General features: G+C 71.8%; 17 protein-coding genes and 1 pseudogene. 12 read left to right on the top strand and 6 right to left on the bottom strand.

What is annotated here, in order from left to right; all coding sequences use genetic code 11:
• Positions 1 to 549 precede the first annotated feature (549 nt).
• The 4 genes from AB0F91_RS19300 (at position 550) to AB0F91_RS19285 (ending at position 5,234) form a co-directional block, all read left to right on the top strand.
• Complete coding sequence (locus AB0F91_RS19300; protein ID WP_360598903.1) at positions 550 to 2,910, top strand: glycoside hydrolase N-terminal domain-containing protein; 2,361 nt, start codon at positions 550 to 552, stop codon at positions 2,908 to 2,910.
• A gap of 115 nt (positions 2,911 to 3,025) precedes the next feature.
• Positions 3,026 to 3,394: a DoxX family protein gene (locus AB0F91_RS19295; RefSeq protein ID WP_360598902.1), complete on the top strand. Its 369-nt coding sequence runs from the start codon at positions 3,026 to 3,028 to the stop codon at positions 3,392 to 3,394.
• 89 nt (positions 3,395 to 3,483) lie between these two features.
• Entirely contained in the window at positions 3,484 to 4,338 is an 855-nt protein-coding gene (locus AB0F91_RS19290; RefSeq protein ID WP_360598901.1) for a LysR substrate-binding domain-containing protein, read from the top strand.
• Positions 4,339 to 4,373: 35 nt separating this feature from the next.
• Positions 4,374 to 5,234 carry a hypothetical protein gene (locus AB0F91_RS19285; RefSeq protein WP_360598900.1) on the top strand — a complete coding sequence of 287 codons (861 nt, stop codon included), beginning with the start codon at positions 4,374 to 4,376 and terminating at the stop codon, positions 5,232 to 5,234.
• A gap of 7 nt (positions 5,235 to 5,241) precedes the next feature.
• Here AB0F91_RS19285 and AB0F91_RS19280 read toward each other — a convergent pair whose 3' ends face one another.
• The 5 genes and pseudogenes from AB0F91_RS19280 to AB0F91_RS19260 all read right to left on the bottom strand — a co-directional run bounded on the left by AB0F91_RS19280 (position 5,242) and on the right by AB0F91_RS19260 (position 9,982).
• A complete protein-coding gene (locus AB0F91_RS19280; protein WP_360598899.1) occupies positions 5,242 to 6,150 on the bottom strand; it encodes a cobalamin-binding protein in 909 nt (302 codons plus the stop codon).
• Positions 6,151 to 6,159: 9 nt separating this feature from the next.
• On the bottom strand, positions 6,160 to 6,546 hold the full coding sequence (locus AB0F91_RS19275; protein WP_360598898.1) for an ATP-binding cassette domain-containing protein: 387 nt from the start codon (positions 6,544 to 6,546) through the stop codon (positions 6,160 to 6,162).
• 171 nt (positions 6,547 to 6,717) lie between these two features.
• Positions 6,718 to 7,701, bottom strand: coding sequence for a serine hydrolase domain-containing protein (locus AB0F91_RS19270; RefSeq protein WP_360598897.1), 984 nt, complete (start codon positions 7,699 to 7,701; stop codon positions 6,718 to 6,720).
• 112 nt (positions 7,702 to 7,813) lie between these two features.
• A pseudogene (locus AB0F91_RS19265) lies at positions 7,814 to 9,358 on the bottom strand (ABC transporter ATP-binding protein).
• Between the two features lie 39 nt (positions 9,359 to 9,397).
• A complete protein-coding gene (locus AB0F91_RS19260; protein ID WP_360598896.1) occupies positions 9,398 to 9,982 on the bottom strand; it encodes an ABC transporter permease in 585 nt (194 codons plus the stop codon).
• Between the two features lie 159 nt (positions 9,983 to 10,141).
• On the opposite strand from AB0F91_RS19260, the gene AB0F91_RS19255 reads away from it, so the two are divergent.
• Entirely contained in the window at positions 10,142 to 10,759 is a 618-nt protein-coding gene (locus tag AB0F91_RS19255) for an enoyl-CoA hydratase-related protein (RefSeq protein ID WP_360598895.1), read from the top strand.
• Positions 10,760 to 11,025: 266 nt separating this feature from the next.
• Here AB0F91_RS19255 and AB0F91_RS19250 read toward each other — a convergent pair whose 3' ends face one another.
• Entirely contained in the window at positions 11,026 to 11,613 is a 588-nt protein-coding gene (locus AB0F91_RS19250) for a nitrilase-related carbon-nitrogen hydrolase (RefSeq protein ID WP_360598894.1), read from the bottom strand.
• 57 nt (positions 11,614 to 11,670) lie between these two features.
• On the opposite strand from AB0F91_RS19250, the gene AB0F91_RS19245 reads away from it, so the two are divergent.
• From AB0F91_RS19245 to AB0F91_RS19215, 7 genes are all read left to right on the top strand, one after another.
• Positions 11,671 to 12,285 carry a GntR family transcriptional regulator gene (locus AB0F91_RS19245; protein WP_360598893.1) on the top strand — a complete coding sequence of 205 codons (615 nt, stop codon included), beginning with the start codon at positions 11,671 to 11,673 and terminating at the stop codon, positions 12,283 to 12,285.
• Between the two features lie 49 nt (positions 12,286 to 12,334).
• A complete protein-coding gene (locus tag AB0F91_RS19240; RefSeq protein WP_360598892.1) occupies positions 12,335 to 13,657 on the top strand; it encodes a M20/M25/M40 family metallo-hydrolase in 1,323 nt (440 codons plus the stop codon).
• 88 nt (positions 13,658 to 13,745) lie between these two features.
• Positions 13,746 to 14,264, top strand: coding sequence for an alpha/beta fold hydrolase (locus AB0F91_RS19235; protein ID WP_360598891.1), 519 nt, complete (start codon positions 13,746 to 13,748; stop codon positions 14,262 to 14,264).
• A gap of 108 nt (positions 14,265 to 14,372) precedes the next feature.
• Positions 14,373 to 14,558, top strand: a complete 186-nt coding sequence (locus AB0F91_RS19230) for a hypothetical protein (RefSeq protein ID WP_360598890.1) — start codon at positions 14,373 to 14,375, stop codon at positions 14,556 to 14,558.
• A gap of 31 nt (positions 14,559 to 14,589) precedes the next feature.
• Positions 14,590 to 15,180 (top strand): helix-turn-helix domain-containing protein, encoded by a 591-nt coding sequence (locus tag AB0F91_RS19225; RefSeq protein WP_360598889.1) that lies wholly within the window; start codon positions 14,590 to 14,592, stop codon positions 15,178 to 15,180.
• Positions 15,181 to 15,193: 13 nt separating this feature from the next.
• Positions 15,194 to 15,928 (top strand): SRPBCC domain-containing protein, encoded by a 735-nt coding sequence (locus AB0F91_RS19220; RefSeq protein WP_360599217.1) that lies wholly within the window; start codon positions 15,194 to 15,196, stop codon positions 15,926 to 15,928.
• 38 nt (positions 15,929 to 15,966) lie between these two features.
• Positions 15,967 to 16,581, top strand: a complete 615-nt coding sequence (locus AB0F91_RS19215) for an HAD family phosphatase (RefSeq protein WP_360598888.1) — start codon at positions 15,967 to 15,969, stop codon at positions 16,579 to 16,581.

Raw genomic sequence — 16,581 nt, 5'->3', positions numbered from 1 at the left:
GAGAGATCCGCACGGACACGCTGCTCAACGTGCGGGGCAAGCAGCGTCCGCCGAGGTCGGCGAGCAGGGCATCGCCCAGTTCACGGTCGGGCAGGCGTTCCGGCGCATGCGGGACTACACGACTGTGCCGCAGCTGCTCGGCGTGTCCGCGGTGAAGCTCGTGATCGCCGCGAACACCATGGGGCACTTCAGGCCCGGCTCGCCGCTCTGTGTCTACCAGGGCGTGTCGACGAACCGGCGTTGTCGCCGCCGGTCCGATCAGCGACCGCGTGACGGTGGCGATGCAGGGGTGCGCCAGGTGCCCTGGCCTACCGCGCCGCGCTCAGCACCTGCTGAGGGGGTGTGCGGCCGGCGGCCCTCGGAAGGACGGGCCCACCCAAGTCGTCCGAGGGGTTTGATCCGGCTTCGCCGGAAACTGATCCATCTCCCGTGGTGAGCGGGAAATAATTCCGAAGAATCTTGACCAGGTTCAGGCAGACATCCTATGTTTGGCGAGCTTCAGGCCTCGCTCACGGCCGGATTCCGCCTTCGACGACGAACGGACCTGTCATGTCGGACCTCTCCTCCCCGCCCTCCCGGCGGACCTTTCTCAAGCTCGGTGGTGCCGTCGGCGCAGGCTTCGCCCTGAGCGGGTTTCGCCCGTTCACGGCGCAAGCGTCGCCCGCGCGACCGCCGGCCGCGGACCTTGTGGCCGACAACGCCGCGACCACGCTGTGGTACCCGGCGCCGGCCGCCGAGTCGCACGTGATCGAGCAGGCGCTGCCGATCGGCAATGGTCGGATCGGTGGCCTCGTCGGCGGTGACCCCGCGGCCGACTACGTGTACTTCACCGACTCGTCCCTCTGGACCGGCGGGCTCAACGACACGGTGCAGGACGACGGCCAGCTGCCCTATGGCAAGGACGACTTCGGCAGCTTCGGCCTTTTGGCCAAGGTGCGGCTGAAGCTGCCCGCCCACACCGGCGTCAGCGGGTACCGGCGCACCCTGGACCTCAGCAACGGCCTCGTCACGACGACCTACGGCCTGCACGGCGCGACCTACCGGCGCGAGGTGTACGCGAGCCACCCCGACGACGTCGTGGTGATCCGGCTGACGCAGCAGGGCGGCGGTTCGTACACCGGCTCGGTCACACTGGAAGGCACGCGCGACGAAAAGCCGACGGCGGGCAGCGGTGCCGTCTCGCTGGGCGGCACGTTCGCGAACGGCCTGAAGTACAGCAGCGCCGTGACGGCCGCGTCGAAGGGCGGGCGCGTCGCCGTCTCGGGTACGGAGGTGACCTTCACCGGCTGCAGCGAGGTGGTGATCGTGGTCTGTGGCGGCACGAACTACGTGCCCGACGCGGCCCGTCATTACCTGGACGCCGGCGCGAACCCGGCTTCCGTGGCCGTCGGCAAGGTCACGGCCGCGGCCGCCGCGTCCGGTACCGCGCTGCTCGCTACCCACGTGCAGGACTACCGCAAGCTGTTCGACCGCATGAAGATCGACCTCGGCCAGTCGCCGGCCAACCGGCGCACACTCGACTCGTGGTCGCGCATCGCGGTGCGCTACACGGACCCGGGTACGCCGGACCCGGAACTCGAGGCGAGCTACGTGCAGTTCGGCCGGTACCTGACGATCACCGGTTCCCGCAGCGGCCTCCCGATCAGCCTCCAGGGCCTGTGGCTCAACAACAACTCGCCCGACTGGTACAGCGACTACCACACCGACATCAACCTGGAGATGAACTACTGGCTAGCCGACCGCGCGGGTCTGAAGGAGTGCTTCACCGCCCTGGCGGACTATTGCCTCGCTCAGCTGCCCTGGTGGACCGACACGACGAGGCGGCTGTTCAACGACCCGCGCAACCGGTTCCGCAACAGCACCGGCAAGATCGCCGGCTGGGCCATCGCGTTCTCCACCAACATCTACGGCGGCTCCGGCTGGGCGTGGCACCCGGCGGGCAACGCGTGGCTGTGCAACAACCTGTGGGACCACTACGAGTTCACCCAGGACAAGGCCTACCTCGCGAAGGTCTACCCGGTGCTGAAGGGCGCGACGGAGTTCTGGGAGGCGCGCCTGGTCACCAAGAACATCGACGGCAAGGACTACCTCGTCAGCGACACCGACTGGTCGCCCGAGCACGGCCCGGACGCGCAGGGCAACACCTACTCCCAGGAGCTCGTCCACGACCTGTTCGGGCACTTCACGCAGGCGACACAGATCCTCGGCCGCGACGGCGACTACGGCAGGACGATCACCGGGATGCGCGACCGGCTGCACCTGCCTGCCGTCAGCCCGGTCACCGGCTGGCTGCAGGAGTGGCTCTCGCCGGAGAACCTGGGGGAGACGACCCACCGGCACCTCTCGCCGCTCATCGGGTTCTTTCCCGGCGACCGCATCAACACCGACACCGCGTCGAAGGAACTGATCGACGGTGTGCGCAACCTCCTGATCGCCCGCGGCATGGACACCTTCGGCTGGGGCTGCGCGTGGCGCTCCGCGTGCTGGGCCCGGCTCAAGGACGCCGACCGCGCGTACCAGCTCTTCCTCACGGTGCTGCGGCCCTCGTTCAACAACGGCAACGGCACGGCGGCCAACTTCTTCGACATGTACAGCCAGGGCAGCTACACGATCTTCCAGATCGACGCGAACCTCGGCGGGCCGGCCGCGGTGCTGGAAATGCTGCTGTACTCGCGCTCCGGTGTGATCGAGCTCCTGCCCGCGCTGCCGTCGGCCTGGGCCGAGTCCGGGCATGTGACGGGCATCGGCGCCCGCGGTGGGTTCGAGGTCGACCTCGAATGGCGGCGCGGCAAGGTCACGAAGGCGGTCGTGCGCAGCGTCGGCGGCACCGAGACCGAACTGCGCGCCGGCACCTGGAAGCAGCAGATCCGGCTGCGCCCGGGCCAGTCGATCACCGTCACCCCGCGGTGACCGGACGGGCGCCGGAAGGATCCCGTCCGCACCTTCCGGCGCCCGTGCCGCTCGTCAGTTCGACCTCGAACAGTGTAGCTTTCAACTACATGGGTCGGACTGATCGGGAGCGGGAATGAACATCGTGTTGTGGATCGCGGCGGGGATAGCGGCGGCGCTGTATCTGGGGGCGGGCGGGATGAAGCTCGCCACGCCGCGGAAGAAGCTGCTGGAGAACCCCAACATGGGCTGGGTTGAGGACTTCTCGGACACCTCGGTCAAGCTGATCGCGCTCGCGGAGGTCCTCGGCGCGATCGGCCTGGTCCTGCCGCAGGCACTGGACATCGCCCCCGTCCTGACGCCGATCGCGGCGGTGGGCCTGGCGATCGTGGCGCTCGGCGCGATCGTGGTGCACGCGCGGCGCAAGGAGCCGAAGGGCGTGCCGGTCAACGCGGTGCTGCTGGTGCTGACGGTGTTCGTCGCCGCGGGCCGCTTCGCCGGCTGAGCGCGGGCCTCACCCGGGTGTCGGTCTCGACCCGTCCACGAAGCCGCGGCTGGCCTAGGCTGGGCGTGGCGAGGGACGGGAGGCCCGAGGTGGACGTCGACCTGCGAAAGGTGCGCTACTTCGTCGCCGTGGCCGAGGAACTGCACTTCGGCCGGGCGGCGGAGCGGCTGCACATCGCGCAGCCCGTGCTGTCGCGCCAGATCCGGGCGCTGGAGGAGGAGCTGCGTACGCAGCTGTTCGTCCGCGACCGGCGTTCGACCGAGCTCACGGCCGCCGGCCGCCAGCTGCTCGAGGACAGCCGGCCGATCCTCGCCGCGGCCGACGCGTTGCGGCGTCGCGTGGCGCTGGCCGCACGGGGAACGTCGACCTTCACCATCGGCTTCATGCCTGGCATCACCGTGACCGAACCCGTGCGGGTGTTGACGGACCGCCACCCTGGTCTCGAGGTGGAGCTGGTCCGGACCACGTGGGACGACCAGACCCAGGTGCTGCACGACGGCCGGGCCGACGTCGGCATCGTCCGGCTGCCGGTGGACCCCCGCGGGCTCACGGTGCGGCCGATGTTCAGCGAGCCGCGCGTGGCCATCCTGCCGGCGTCGCACCGCCTGGCGGGCAAGGAGTCCGTCGACGTCGCCGACCTCGCCGACGAGCACCTGCTCAACGACCCTGACGCGGTGCCGGAGTGGCGGGCCGTGGCGACCGAGCTGCGCACCGGCGGCGCCGCGCGCCCCCGCGGGTTCCGCAGCATCGAAGAGAAGCTGGAGCACGTGGCCGCCGGTCTCGGCATCGCGATCGTGCCGTTGTCCACCTCCGAGTACTACACGCGCCCCGACGTCACCCACGTGCCGGTGGGCGACCTCCCGCCGGGCCAGGTCGCCTTGGCCTGGGTCGCGTCGCGGCGCTCGCGGCTGATCTACGAGTTCGCGGAGCTCGTCACAGCCTGACTGCGGGGCGGGTGGTGCTGTGGTAGGCCGGGACCATGAACGCGCTGGGTTCCTCCGTCGAGTCATGGTCGCCCGAACCCGTCACCGACACCGATGCGCTCCCGGCCGGGCCGGCCGCCGCGCTGTCCGCGGCGCTGGACCTGCCCCGGCCGCCGGCCGTCGCGGGGCAGGCGCTGCCACCGCTGTGGCACTGGCTGTACTTCCTGGAGTGGCCGAGGCATTCCGAGATCGGCGCCGACGGCCATCCGGCGGACGGCCACTTCCTGCCGCCGCTGCCGGACCGGCGGCGGATGTTCGCCGGCGGACGCCTGAAAGTCCGGGGGCCGCTCGTGCTGGGCACGCCGGCGGAACGGACGCGGTCGCTCGGCGAAGTCGTGGCGAAACACGGCCGGACGGGCGAGATGCTGTTCGTGACCGTGCGATCGGAGATCAGCCAGGGCGGCACCGTGCGGGTGGTCGAGGAACAGGACATCGTCTACCGCTCGGGCGAGGGCGCCGGGCGCACCGCGCTGGCCGCGCTCGACGTGACCGGCATGCCGGAGTCGGCCGCCGAATGGCAGCAGGCGTGGACGCCGGATCCCGTGCTGCTGTTCAGGTTCAGCGCGCTGACGGCCAACGCGCACCGGATCCACTACGACGAGCCGTACGTCACCGGCACCGAGGGGTACCCGGGCCTCGTCGTGCACGGCCCGCTGCTCGTGCTGTTCCTGCTGGAGCTCGCCCGCACGCGCGCGCCGGAACGCGCGATCCCGTCGTTGTCCTACCGGTTGCGCCGCCCGGTCTTCGCGGGCGAGCACCTTCTCGCGACGGGCGCGCCCGGCGACGGCGGTGCGGCGTTGCAGGTCGACTCCGTGCGCGCGGCAGCCGTCGCGACCGCGGACGTCGTGTTCGCCTGACGGCCGTTCAGGCCAGGCGGGCCTCGGCTGGGGACACGGGCGGGTCGGCTTCGACGCCGTGCAGCACGTGGGCCAGGATCTCCGCGCCGCGGACGACGCGCGGGCCTGGGCGGTTGAAGTAGGCCGGACCGTCGAGCAGCCACACCGCGCCGGCGCGCACGGCGGGCAGTCCGGCCCAGCCCGGCAACGCCGTGAGGACGTCGAACTCCGCCGCCGTGCGGTGGGGGCTGAAACCGCAGGGCAGGACCAGCAGTACGTCCGGGCGCGCCGCGACCACGGCGTCCCACGGGATCGGGTGCGTGTGCTCGCCGGGCGCCGCGAGCAGCGGTTCGCCGCCCGCCGCGGTGATCTGCTCCGGCACCCAGTGCCCGGCGGGCCACAGCGGGTCGAGCCATTCCAGCGCGGCCACCCGCGGGCGCGGCTTGCCGGCGACGCGAGCGCGGACGGCGTCGAGTCGCGTGGTGAGCGAGCGGACGCGATCGGCGGCGAGCTTCGGCACGCCCAGCGCGTCGCCGAGTGTCGTGACGCAGCCGAGGACCTCGGCGAGCCGCCGGGGTTCCAGGCTGAGGACTTTCGGCCCCGCGTCGAGCATCCGCACGGCTTCGGCGACGCGGGTGTAGGACACCGCGCACACCTCGCACAGGTCCTGGGTCAGGACGAGGTCCGGCGCGAGCTCGGCCAGCCGCGCGGTGTCCACTGAGTACAGCGAAGAACCGCGGTGGGCCGAGCCACCGACGGCGTCGGAGATCTCGCGGCTGGTCAGCACGGCGTCGTCCACCTCGGCCGCGGTGACGACCGGCACCGATTCGACGCCGGGTGGCCAGTCGCATTCGTGGGTGCGGCCGACCAGGTCATCGAGGCGGCCGAGCTCCGCGACGAGGTCGGTGGCGGCGGGCAGCAGCGACACGATCCGCATGGTTCGAACCTAGCCCGTGCCGGACCGCCCCGCGCGGGGAGAGCCAGGACCGGGATCACCCTGGGTAGTGTGCGGCTTGCGAGAAACCGAAAGGGAGGTCGGGTTACCGACAGGGGAGAAGCGGAAGAATTCGCGCGACCCGTGAGCTCCTGGTCCACCGAGGCGACCTGGCCGGTGAGCGGACCTCACCTCCTTCGCGCGCGACGTCAAAACCCGACGACGCGCGGAGGCGGACCTCGCCGGCAGCATGGTGGTGAGGATGTTGACCAAGGTGGTCTTGCCCGCGCCGTTGTGGGCCAGCAAGCCCAGGAAGGTGCCGCGCGCGGCGCTCAGGCTCACCGAGGACAACGCGCCGACCGACCCGAACGTCCTGGTGCTGCCGGTGGCCTCGCTCATCGGGCTCATTCGTGCCCTCCGGGGTCTGCCTCGGGCCGGCAGCGAGCTTCTCGGTCCTTCCGGACAGCCGCCGGCGGTGCTTCGACGAAGCCGAGTCCCACCCGGGTGCCGAGCGGCGGTCCGTCGTGCCGTACCAGCAAAAATCGGTGGACCGCTGGCGAAAGACTCCGCTCAGGCGGCCTCGTGCAGCGCCGCCAGCAGCGTCGCGGCGCGCGTGTCGACGTCCTCGGCCTGCAGTTCGTTGGTGGTGAAGGAGAACGAGACACCGCGGTTCGGCCACGCGCCGTGCCGGCCGCCGCCTGCGCCCGAGTGGCCGAAGGCGCCCGGGTCGGCGCCTTCCGGACCGTAGGTGCCGATCGGGTCGGCCAGCTCGAAGCCGAGGCCGAAGCGCAACGGCCGGTCGTTGATCGCGTCGACGCCCTCGCTCCACGTGCGGGTCGCCTGTGCCAGCACGGCCGAGGGGACCAGCGAACCGGCCAGCAGCAAATCGTAGAGACGCGCCATGCTCGTGGCCGTGCCGACGCCGCTGCCCGCCGCGAGTTCGGCGCCGCGGTACGCGGGGGAGTTCATGGTGTCGGTGGAGTCCAGCAGGCCGCGGTACATGCGCTCGACAATGCGCCGGCGCTCCTCGTCTTGCAGGAACGTGCTGATCCGGGAGCCCGGCGCGCGGTGCAGTGTCGCGACCGCCACCGACGGCGGGGTGCCGAGCCGCAGATCCAGCCCGTGCGGGGCAGCGAGCAGCTCGTGCAGCAGCTCGCCGACGCCCTGGCCGGTGACGCGGCGGATCAGTTCCGTGGCGAGGTAGCCGTAGGTCAAGGCGTGGTAGGCCACGCGCGTGCCGGGTGTCCACAAGGGACTCTGCGCGGCGAGGGCGGCCGCGTTGGCGGCGTTGTCGGCCATCGGCACGTCGGCGTCCACATAGGGCAGCCCGACGGTGTGCGCGAGGACCTGCGCCACGGCGACGTCGGCCTTGCCCGCCGCCGCGAACTCCGGCCAGTAGCGCGCCACCCGCTCCCTCGGGCCCAGCTGGCCGCGCGCGGTGAGCATCGCGACGAGCGTGGCGACGATGCCCTTGGTGCCGCTGAAAAGCACCACGCGCGTGTCGCGGGTCCAGGGCACCCCGGGCGCCGCCGAGCCGGCACACAGCTCGACCACGAGGCGGCCACGCCGGAAGACGCTGAACGCGACCCGCCCGAGGCCGCGGCGGCGACCTCGTCGAACGCTTCGCGCACCGCCTCGAACCCCGGCCGCACCTCGCCGTGCGCGGTCATAGGCGCGGCGTGGTGGCCAGCAGTTCGCCGGTGTAGGGGTGCGCGGGCGCGGTCAGCACGGCTTCGACCGTACCCTCTTCCACGATCTCCCCGCCGCGCAGAACGGCGATCCGGTCGGCCACCTCGGGCGCGAGCGCGATGTTGTGCGTCACGAACAGCACTGCCATCCCCAGCTCGCGGCGCAGCCCGCCGAGCAGCTCCGCGATGGTCGCCTGCACCGACACGTCCAGCGCGGAGGTCACCTCGTCGCACACCAGCACGTCGGGTGTCGTGACCAGCGCCCGCGCGATCGCCGCGCGCTGACGTTCCCGCCGCTGAGCTGGTTGGGCAGGCGGTTCGCGAGCGACCGGCCGAGCCGCACGCGGTCCAGTACCTCGGCCACGCGCTCGCGCCGCTGCGGACGCGACAGGGAGGTCAGGTGCACCACCGGCACCTCGATCGACTGCGCGATCGTGCGACGCGGGTTGAGCGAGGAGAACGGGCTCTGGAACACGTACTGGATCCGCCGCCGCTCGTCGTTGCTGCGCTGGCGGGTGCCAGGCGCGAGCGGCGTCCCGTCGAGCGCGACGGTGCCGGTGAAGCCGCGCGTGAGACCCGCGACGCACTGCGACAGCATGGTCTTGCCGGACCCCGACTCGCCCAGCAGCATCACGCACTCGCCGCGTGTCACCTGCAGGTCCACTCCGCGCAGCACGTCCTGGCGCCCGTAGGCGACGCGGATGGCGCGTGCGGCCAGCACCGCGTCCGAGGGCGGGGGAGCGGCGCCGGGTTCCGCGCTCAGATCCGGCACCGCGGCCAGCAGTTCGCGCGTGTACGCGTGTTCCGGCCGCTTCAGCACGTCCTCGGCCGGCCCGGCCTCGACCACCCGGCCCTGGTACATGACCGAGACACGGTCGACCAGCTGCGCGATCACGGCCAGGTCGTGGGTGATGGAGAGCGCGGCCACGCCGTGCTCGGCCGTCAGCCGCCGCACGGTCTCGAGCACGAGCGCCTGCGTCATTACGTCGAGCCCGGTTGTCGGTTCGTCGAGCACCACGACGCTCGGCCGGCACGCGAACGCCATCGCGATCCCCACGGGCTGCTGCTGCTGCTGCCCGCCCGAGAGCTGGTGCGGATACCGCCGGCGGTAGGCCGGATCGGCGGGCAGGCCGACTTCGGTGAGCACCTCGTCCACCCGGTCCTCGACCGGGCCGGGGTAGCCGTGCGTCCGGAGCACCTCGGCGATCTGCAGCCCGATCCGCAGCGCCGGGTTCAAGCGACAGCGCGGGGTCCTGCGGCACGCAGGAAACGGTCGTGGCCCGCAGTTTCCGGCGATCCGGCGGCGCGAGCGAGAGCACTTCGACGGGTTCACCTTCGCGCGGGTGCAGCGTCACCTGGCTGCCGTCCTCCACGAGCCCGCGGCGGAAGTGGCCGAGCGCGGCCAGCCCCGCCGTGGTCTTGCCCGACCCGGATCCGCCGACGAGCGCCAGCACCTCGCCCTGCGCGATGCGGTAGGAGACGTCGTGGAGCACCGGCCGACCCGCGGCCGTCTTCACGCGCAGGCCGGACTTCCAGCGCGAGCTGCGCGTGGTCCACCGCGGTCACGAGCGTTCCTCCCGGGTGCGCCCGGCCGCGGCTAAGGCGAGCGAGTCGGCCACGAGGTTCGTGCCGACGGCGAGCAGTGCGATCGCCACCACCGGGAGAAGCACGCCCCACGGCTGAACGACCAGCGCGATCCGGTTCTCGTTGATCATCAACCCCCAGTCGGCCGCGGGCGGCTGAATGCCGAGCCCGAGGAACGACAGCGACGCGATGTAGCCCATGGAGTAGGTCAGCCGCAGGCCGAGCTCCACCATGAGCGGACCGGTGATGTTCGGCAGGATCTCGCGCAGGAGGATCCGGCCGCTCGGCACGGCGTACATCTCCGCGGCCCGAATGTAGTCCTCGCCGCGCACCGCGACCGTCGCTTGGCGCGCGACGCGAGCGGTGCGGGGCGCGTGGGTCAGGCCGATCACCAGCACGAGCAGCCAGCCCTTCGGCCCGATCACCGCGATGGCGAGCAGCGCGGTCACCAGCTGCGGGAACGACAACAGCACGTCGTTGCCGCGCATCAGCAGGCTGTCGAGCCGGCCGCCGCCGTAGCCGGCGACCATGCCGAGCACCGCGCCCAGCACGATCCCGAGCACGGTGCGAGCACCGCGTAGAGCAGCGCAATGGTCCGGACACCTTGACCGCCGCACTCGCGTGGTTTTGGCGCAGTGTCAGGGAAATGCGATGCGAGCTGACTTTCGAGTCAGTCAGATCCCCGGTTTGACCGCCGGCGGCAGGGGGTTTACCGTCCGAGCGTGACCGTCGCTCCGTCCTGTGCCGTGCACACCGAGGTGGTCGACGGCGTGCTCGTCGCCACTCTGGACCGGCCCGGCGGCAACAAGGTCGACTCCCGGATGAGCTTCGAGCTCTACACCGCGTGGGCGCGGCTGCGGGACGACCCGGCGTTGCTGGCCGGCGTGGTGACCGGCGCGGGATCGGTGTACTTCTCGGCGGGCTGGGACCTCGCGCCCGGCTCCGGAGGGTTCGCCGGTGTGGCCGACTTCTTCCGGCTCGGCAAGCCCATGATCGCGGCCGTCAACGGGCTCGCCCGCGGGGGCGGGTTCGAGCTCGCGCTGATGACGGATCTCATCATCGCCGCCGACCACGCCGAGTTCGCCCTGCCCGACCCCCGCGGTGCGGTGCCGTTGCCCGAGCGGCTCTCCGAAGAGGCTGTGCACGGACTGTGCCGCACCGGACGGCTCACCGCGGGCGCCGCCGCGCGCTGCGGGATCGTGCACCGGGTCGTCGTGGCGGGCACCGAACTCGCGGCGGCGGTGGACCTCGCGCGCTCGCTCGGCAGCGCGCCCGGCGCGGCCGCGGCCGTGAAGGAGATCGGCCTCGGCGCGCACCGCGGCGAGACCTGGTTCGGCTAGTTCTCCTTGGCCGTCACGCTGAACCGCCGCAACGCCGAGGCCGGGTTCGTGGTGCGGACGTGTTCCACACGGCCGGCCGAGATCCCGCCAGGGCCACTCCCGGCGTTGACCCAGCGACGCGGTCACGACGCCCATCGGGTCGACGACGAGGCTCGACCCGATCCCATCGGCGTGATCTGCCCCGCCGCGGCGACGGAGACGGTGTTCTCGATCGCCCGCGCCTTCACGAGCGTCGTCCAGTGCTACTCCTTCAGTGGCCCCGGTACTCACTCCGCCGGCAGCGCCACGACCTGCGCGCGGCCGTCCGCGAGCCGGCCGGTCACCTCGGGGAAGCGCAGGTCGTAGCACGTCTGCAGATCGAACGTCAGCCCCGCGGCCTTGACGTGGCCGGCTCCGTGATCTCCCCGGCGAGCACGAAAGCGGACTCGCGGGAGCGTGTTGAAGATCCGCCCGCCCTCGGGCAAGGCTTCGTTCATCTCGGCGACAACGGTGCTCCCGCGGTGGGCTGCGACCTCGCGCAGGCCGGTCACGAAGGCGCCGTCGAGGCCCTCGGCCGAGGCGACGAAGCGCTCGTCCATCGCCGGTACGGTGAACATCGAGTACTCGGGCAGCACCACGACCTCAGCACCGCGGTCCGCCGCCGCACCGGCGAGCCGCGCGACTTCCGCCAGGTTGCCCGGTTTGTCGGCGATGGGCGCGAACTGCGCGACGGCGACGTGCCCTATGACGAGTGTCCTTTCGAGAGCGACGGCGACCGTCGCTGTGCTGTGTACTCGGCGTATACATGGCGGATTCCATGCGGTCCAGGGGTGCAGGCTCGCCAGCGCGCGGGCGCGGGACGAGGGGAGGCGCATGACCACCGCCGCACGGGGCCGGTCCCGGTCGAGGGTGGCGGACCGGCTCGGGATCGGGTGTACGCCTGGCTGCGCGACGGGATCATCTCGGGCGAGCTGGAAGGCGGACGTTTTCTCGACGAGCTGTGGGTCTCCGGGGTGGTCGGCGTGTCGCGGACGCCGGTGCGCGAGGCGTTCCACCGGCTCGAGGCCGAGCGGTTCATCAGCCTCCTGCCGCGCAAGGGCGCACAGGTCCGCGCGGTGACCGCGCGCGAGCTGGAAGAGGCGTACCAGAGCCGCCGGCTCATCGAAGGCCACGCGATCACCGAGGTCTGCGCCGCGGGCGCGGGTGCCCCCGCCGAACTGGCCGTGCTGATCGAGGACATGGCCCGCGCGGGCGCGGAACGCGACTGGTTCGCCGCCTCCGGCCTCGACCGCCGGTTCCACCGCGCGATCGTGAGCGCCGCCGGCAACACCGTGCTCACGGAGCTGTACGACATACTCCGCTCGCGTCAGCAGCGCGTCGCCGTGCGGGCGCTGGAGGCGCGGCCGGAACGGCTGTCGATCATCGACGCGGAGCACCGGCAGCTCGTGGCGGCGCTCGCCGCGGGGGACGCGGAAACGGCGCTGCGGATCCTGAATCAGCACCTGCGGCCGGTTTCCGAGGTGGTCTCGGCCCTTGACCGCGCCTGAACGGGCGTGAGCGGCGCCGCCCCGCGGGCGCTGATGATAGGAAGGTCGGGTGACCGAACCGAACTCGATCGACGCCGCCGCTGACGAGGCCGTCACGCTCACCAGCGACCTCATCCGCATCGACACCACCAACACCGGAGACCCCGACACCCTGATCGGCGAACGCGCCGCCGCCGAGTACGTCGCGGAGCAGCTCACCGACGCCGGCTACGAGATCACCTACGTCGAGTCCGGTGGCGCGGACCGGCACAACGTCATCGTCCGGCTCGCCGGCGCCGACCCGTCCCGCGGGGCTCTGTTGATCCACGGGCACCTCGACGTGGTGCCGGCGGACCCGGCCGAGTGGTCGGTGCACCCGTTCTCCGGCGCCGTGCAGGACGGCTACGTGTGGGGCCGCGGCGCGGTGGACATGAAGGGCATGGTCGGCATGACGCTGGCACTGGCCCGCCACTACAAGATCCACGGCATCGTGCCCCCGCGCGACATCGTGTTCGCCTTCCTCGCCGACGAGGAGGCCGGCGGCAAGTACGGCGCGCAGTGGCTGGTGGAGAACCGGCCGGAGCTGTTCGAGGGCGTCACCGAGGCGATCAGCGAGGTCGGCGGGTTCTCGATCACGCTCAAGGACGACGTGCGAGCATACGTGGTCGAGACGGCCGAGAAGGGCATCCGCTGGATGAAGCTGCGCGTGCGCGGCACGGCGGGCCACGGCTCGATGATCCACCGCGACAACGCGGTCACCAAGCTCGCCGAGGCCGTCGCGAAGCTCGGCAGCCACCAGTTCCCGCTCGTGCTCACCGACTCCGTACGCGAGTTCCTCGCCGGCGTCACCGAGATCACCGGCTGGGACTTCCCCGAGGACGATCTCGAGGGCTCGGTCGCCAAGCTGGGCAACATCTCGCGCATGATCGGTGCGACCTTGCGCGACACGGCGAACCCGACGATGCTCACCGCCGGCTACAAGTCGAACGTGATCCCGTCGGTCGCCGAGGCCGCGGTCGACTGTCGCATCCTGCCCGGGCGCATCGAGGCGTTCGACCGCGAGCTCGACGAGTTGCTCGGCCCGGACATCGAGAAGGAGTGGATGGAGCTCCCGCCGGTCGAGACCACGTTCGACGGCGCGCTCGTCGACGCGATGACGGCCGCGGTACTCGCCGAGGACCCGGGCGCGCGCACGCTGCCGTACATGCTTTCCGGCGGCACCGACGCGAAGTCCTTCCAGCAGCTCGGGATCCGCAACTTCGGCTTCGCGCCGTTGAAGCTGCCGGCGGACCTCGACTTCTCCGCGCTCTTCCACGGGGTGGACGAGCGGGTGCCGGTGGACGCGCTGAAGTTCGGCACGCGCGTGCTCGACCGGTTCGTGCGGTCGTCCTGATCGCCGGGGCTCGCCGAGTTACCCGGGTTCACGCTCGCTGACGGGACACCCCCTGCACCTGGTGCGCTGAGGTGACCCGTCGGCCGGCGTGACCGTGGTGCTCCTGCACGGCGCCGCGCTCGACCGGCGCAGCTGGGGCCGGATCGCCCCGGTGCTCCCGGAGGCGGTGGACGAGCCGCTGTCGGTCGTGGGCTACGACCACCGCGGTCACGGCAAGTCCGGCCGCGCCGGCCGCGGCACGGCGACCATGGCCCAGCTGGGCGACGACCTCGCCGAAGTACTGGAACCCGCCGTGCCCGAAGGCCGGGTGGTGCTGGTGGGCCACGACATGGGCGGGCTCGCGATCATGTCGCTCACGCAGCGCCACCCCCGGCTGTTCGCCGCGCGCGTGGCGGGGCTCGTGCTGCTCGCGACGTCGTCCGGGCGGCTCGCGACGGAGGCTTCGGCGGCGTGGCCGGGCGCGCTCGGGATGCTGGCGCAGGACCTGGAACTGGTGCTGGGCGCCAAGCTGTTCGGCCTGGTGCGCGAGCACACGAGCCGCGCGGCGAGCGCGGGGCTGCGCGGTGGCTCTTCGGCGACGACCCGGATCCGGAGCTCGTGGAGCTGACCGTGACGATGATCGGGCGCAACTGGCCGCACACCGTCGCGGCGCTCGACGCATACGCGCGAGAAGCCGCGTTGGCGCGCGTGGGTGCCTTGCCGGGTCACGGCGATCGTGGGAGAGCGGGACCGGATCGTCGCGGCCACGGACGTCGAGCACCTCGTCGGGGCCCTCGAACACGGGACGGCCGTGGTGCTGCCGGGCGTCGGGCACGTCGTGCCGCAGGCGGCCGCCGCCCAGGTCGTGCCGCGGATCGTGGCGCCGGTAGGCGCGGCGTACCGACAATATCGAAGTTCTTGACAACTTCGTTTTTCGGAAGCACGATGGGCGCATGTTTCCCGTTGCGGTGATCGAGGACGCGGCCGCGGCCGAGGTGTCGCTGGATCCGGTCCGCGCCCGGCTGCTGGCCGAGCTGGCGGAGCCGGCGTCGGCGACCATGCTCGCGGCACGCGTCGACCTGCCCCGGCAGAAGGTCAACTACCACCTGCGCGCGCTGGAGAAGCACGGGCTGGTGGAGCTGGTTGAGGAGCGGCGCAAGGGCAACGTCACCGAGCGCATGATGCGCGCGACCGCGGCGTCGTACGTGATCTCGCCTTCCGCGCTGTCGGCGGTGCAGCCGGACCCGGCACAGTCGCCCGACCGGCTGTCGGCGCGCTGGCTGCTCGCCGTGGCCGGCCGGCTGGTGCGCGACGTCGGGATCCTGATCACGGGCGCCGCCAAGGCGCGCAAGCGCGTCGCGACGTTCGCGCTCGACGGACAGGTGCGCTTCGCTTCGGCGGCGGACCGGGCCGCGTTCGCCGAGGAGCTCGCGGTGGCCGTGACGACCTTGGTGGGGAAGTACCACGACGAGGGAGCGGAGAACGGGCGCGCGCACCGCGTGATCGTGGCCGTGCACCCGAGCGTGCCGGACGAGGAGGCCTGAGGTGGCGGAGTTCATCGGGAAAGAGTTCGAACTCCCCGGGTCGGCCGAGGTGGCCGCCACCCCGGAGCAGGTCTGGGCGGCGATCGCGACCGGGCCGGGCATCGACTCGTGGTACATGGGCCGCAACGAGGTCGAAGGTGGTCTCGGCGGGGTCGTTCGCGGCTCGTTCGCGGGCTACGAGCCGGACATGGCGATCACGGCGTGGGACCCGCTGGAGCGGCTCGCCTACGGCACGGAGACCGAGCCCGACGGGCGCCGGATCGCCTACGAGTTCCTGATCGAGGGCCGCGACGGCGGCAGCTCGGTCGTCCGCTGCGTCACCAGCGGGTTCCTGCCCGGCGACGGCTGGGAGGACGAGTTCGAGGCGATGGCCGCCGGCGGCGCACTGTTCTTCCGCAACCTCGCCGAGTACGTCACCTACTTCGCCGGCCGCACGGCCACACCGGTCACGGTGTTCGGCCCGCCCGTGTCCGACTGGGACCGGCTGTGGGCGGCGCTCGGCGCAGAACTGGGGCTGCCGCGCCGGCCCGAGGAGGGCGACCGCGTGCGCGTCGAGCTGGCGGGCCGGGCGGTCGAGGGCGTCGTCTACGCCGCGAACCCGCAGACGGTGGGCGTGCGCACGGCCGACGCGCTGTACTGCTTCCTGCACGGCTTCCACGGTCCGCTCGTCGCCTGCCACCACGTGTTCTCCACCGACGGCGGCGACGAGCAGAGCTGGCAGGAGTGGCTGGGTCGGCTCACCGCCTGAGGCCGGCCCGCGCTCGGCAGGTCGGTAGGTTCGTCACCATGGTGATTCGCGCGGTGGTGTTCGACATCGGTGACGTCCTGGAGATCGCGCCCGACCTCGGCGTCGACCGGCGGTGGGAGGCCCGGCTCGGTCTCGCGGAGGGTGAGATCGTCCGGCGGCTGGCCGACGTCTGGGCAGCCGGCGCCGTCGGCGCGATCACCGAGGAAAACGTGCGGGACACGATCAGCGACAGACTCGGTCTCGGCCAAGGGCAAGCCGACGCGATCATGGCGGACATCTGGGAGCAGTACCTCGGCACCGGCAACACCGACCTGATCGACTACGCCCGCGGGCTGCGGCCGCGCTGTCGAACCGGCATCTTGAGCAACAGCTTCGTCGGCGCCAGGGAACGGGAACAAGCCGCCTACGGTTTCGAGGACCTGGTGGACGACATCGTCTACTCGCACGAGGTCGGGATGAGCAAGCCGGATCCGGAGATCTACCGGCTGAGCTGTGCGCGGCTCGGCGTAACCCCCGAGGAACTGATCTTCCTCGACGATGTCGAACCCAACGTCGCCGCCGCCTGCGCCCTCGGTATCCACGGAATCCACTACCGCGACAACGCCCAGGCGATCACCGAGATCGAAGGGCTGCTGGCGTCCGCGGGCGCGTGA

This window comes from Amycolatopsis sp. NPDC023774, assembly GCF_040639695.1.
Taxonomy (GTDB): Bacteria; Actinomycetota; Actinomycetes; order Mycobacteriales; family Pseudonocardiaceae; genus Amycolatopsis.
Note: the sequence above shows the minus strand (reverse complement) of the source record. Positions and strands in the feature narration are given on the sequence as shown.

Bases quoted from the DNA above. Each gene is read 5' to 3' on its own strand.
- AB0F91_RS19300 (WP_360598903.1), top strand. From the start codon at position 550: ATGTCGGACCTCTCCTCCCCGCCCTCCCGGCGGACCTTTCTCAAGCTC.
- AB0F91_RS19295 (WP_360598902.1), top strand. From the start codon at position 3,026: ATGAACATCGTGTTGTGGATCGCGGCGGGGATAGCGGCGGCGCTGTAT.
- AB0F91_RS19285 (WP_360598900.1), top strand. From the start codon at position 4,374: ATGAACGCGCTGGGTTCCTCCGTCGAGTCATGGTCGCCCGAACCCGTC.
- AB0F91_RS19280 (WP_360598899.1), bottom strand. From the start codon at position 6,150: ATGCGGATCGTGTCGCTGCTGCCCGCCGCCACCGACCTCGTCGCGGAG.
- AB0F91_RS19275 (WP_360598898.1), bottom strand. From the start codon at position 6,546: ATGAGCGAGGCCACCGGCAGCACCAGGACGTTCGGGTCGGTCGGCGCG.
- AB0F91_RS19250 (WP_360598894.1), bottom strand. From the start codon at position 11,613: ATGCGCCTCCCCTCGTCCCGCGCCCGCGCGCTGGCGAGCCTGCACCCC.
- AB0F91_RS19225 (WP_360598889.1), top strand. From the start codon at position 14,590: ATGTTTCCCGTTGCGGTGATCGAGGACGCGGCCGCGGCCGAGGTGTCG.
- AB0F91_RS19215 (WP_360598888.1), top strand. From the start codon at position 15,967: ATGGTGATTCGCGCGGTGGTGTTCGACATCGGTGACGTCCTGGAGATC.